This is a genomic window from Hydrogenophaga sp. (genome assembly GCF_036675665.1).
Taxonomy (GTDB): domain Bacteria; phylum Pseudomonadota; class Gammaproteobacteria; order Burkholderiales; family Burkholderiaceae_C; genus Hydrogenophaga.
Window position 1 is genome coordinate 1 of the sequence record NZ_JAKFEO010000105.1, and the last position, 1739, is coordinate 1739.

Here is a 1739-nt window from a genome sequence, read left to right on the forward strand (position 1 = left end):
GCGCGGTTGTCGGCGCCGTGGCAGGTGGCCTGCACGATCACGTTCCTGTCGAAGCCCAGCTGGTCTCGCAGGGCGAACAGCTGGTGCTTGCCGGCGTCGCACGGGGTGTACTTGCGCTCGGGCGCGTAAGGGAACTCGGCGCCGGGGCCGAACACGTGGCAATGCGCGTCCACGCTGCCCGGGGGCAGCTGGAAATGCGGCTTGCTCGGATTGGCGTACCAGTCGAGCCAGCCGGGGGTCTTGGTGAAATCACCGGAGGTGGGTTTGCTCATGCGCGGTCTTCAGTCGATGTACTTCAGGCCCGCCTTCTCCAGCGGCTCGCGCATCTTGTACATGTCCAAGCCCAGCTCGCCCGAGGCGAACCGGGCGCGCTTGGCGACCTCATTCGCCTCGCGTGCAGCGGCGGCGTCCAGGGTCTTGCGGGCCATCGCGGCGGGCACCACCACCACGCCATCGTCGTCGGCCACGATCACGTCGCCGGGATGGACGATCATCCCCGCGCACACCACGGGGATGTTCACCGAGCCCAGCGTGGCCTTGATCGTGCCCTTGGAACTGATCGCCTTGCTCCACACCGGGAAGGGCATTTCCGCCAGCGTCCGGATGTCGCGCACGCCGGCATCGATCACCAGTGCGCGCGCCCCGCGCGCCTTGAACGACGTGGCCAGCAGGTCGCCGAAATAGCCGTCCGTGCACGGCGCGGTGACGGCCGCCACCACGATGTCGCCCGGCCGGATCTGCTCAGCGGCCACGTGCATCATCCAGTTGTCGCCGGGTTGCAGCAGCACAGTCACGGCCGTGCCGGACACCTGCGCGCCGGCGTAGATCGGCCGCATGTAGGGCGCCAGCAAGCCGACACGGCCCATCGCTTCATGCACCGTGGCCGAACCGAAGTGGCCCAGCTTGTCGGCTACTTCCGGATCGGCCCGCTGGATGTTGCGGTAGACGACGCCTAGTTCATGCATCACTGATCTCCTTGTCTCTTTTCCCTCCGCCGTGGGGAGGGCTACTTCTTTTCCCCTCCGTCGTGGGGAGGGCCATTTCTTTTCCCTCCCCCTCTGGGGGAGGGTAGGGAGGGGGCGCTCCGGCGTGCCCCCACCAACCTAAATACCCCGCGACTTCAACAGCTTGTCCAGCCGCGGGAACACCCGCCGCGTGTTGCCTTCGAAGATCGCCTGCTTGTCCTGCGCCGACAGGATCGTCGACGCATCGATGTAGCGCTTGGTGTCGTCGTAGTAGTGCCCCGTCGTCGGGTCGATGCCGCGCACGGCGCCGATCATCTCGCTGGCGAACAGCACGTTCTTCACCGGAATCACCGTGTTGAGCAGGTCGATGCCCGGCTGGTGGTACACGCAGGTGTCGAAGAACACGTTGTTCATCAGGTGCGTGTCCAGCAGCGGCTTCTTCAGCTCCTGCGCCAGGCCGCGAAAGCGCCCCCAGTGGTACGGCACCGCGCCGCCGCCGTGCGGAATCAGGAAACGCAGCGTCGGGAAGTCCTTGAACAGGTCGCCCTGCACGCACTGCATGAAGGCGGTGGTGTCGGCGTTCAGGTAGTGCGCCCCGGTGGTGTGGAAGCACGCGTTGCAGCTGGTGCTGACGTGCACCATGGCCGGGATGTCGTACTCGACCATCTTCTCGTAGACCGGGTACCACCACTTGTCGGTCAGCGGCGGCTCTTTCCAGTGGCCGCCCGACGGATCGGGGTTGAGGTTGATGCCGACGCAGCCGTATTGCTCGAC

Annotated in this window: 3 protein-coding genes; all 3 read right to left on the minus strand. The window is 66.2% G+C overall.

Going from position 1 to position 1739, the window contains the following annotated elements; translation table 11 throughout:
- On the minus strand, nt 1-272 hold a 272-nt coding region (locus tag V6M63_RS22780; RefSeq protein ID WP_332745636.1), incomplete at its 3' end, for an amidohydrolase family protein.
- 9 nt (nt 273-281) lie between these two features.
- Nucleotides 282-965: a 4-carboxy-4-hydroxy-2-oxoadipate aldolase/oxaloacetate decarboxylase gene (ligK, locus tag V6M63_RS22785; RefSeq protein WP_332745637.1), complete on the minus strand. Its 684-nt coding sequence runs from the start codon at nt 963-965 to the stop codon at nt 282-284.
- Nucleotides 966-1103: 138 nt separating this feature from the next.
- Nucleotides 1104-1739 (minus strand): amidohydrolase family protein (locus tag V6M63_RS22790; protein WP_332745639.1); only part of this gene is annotated, 636 nt, incomplete at its 5' end.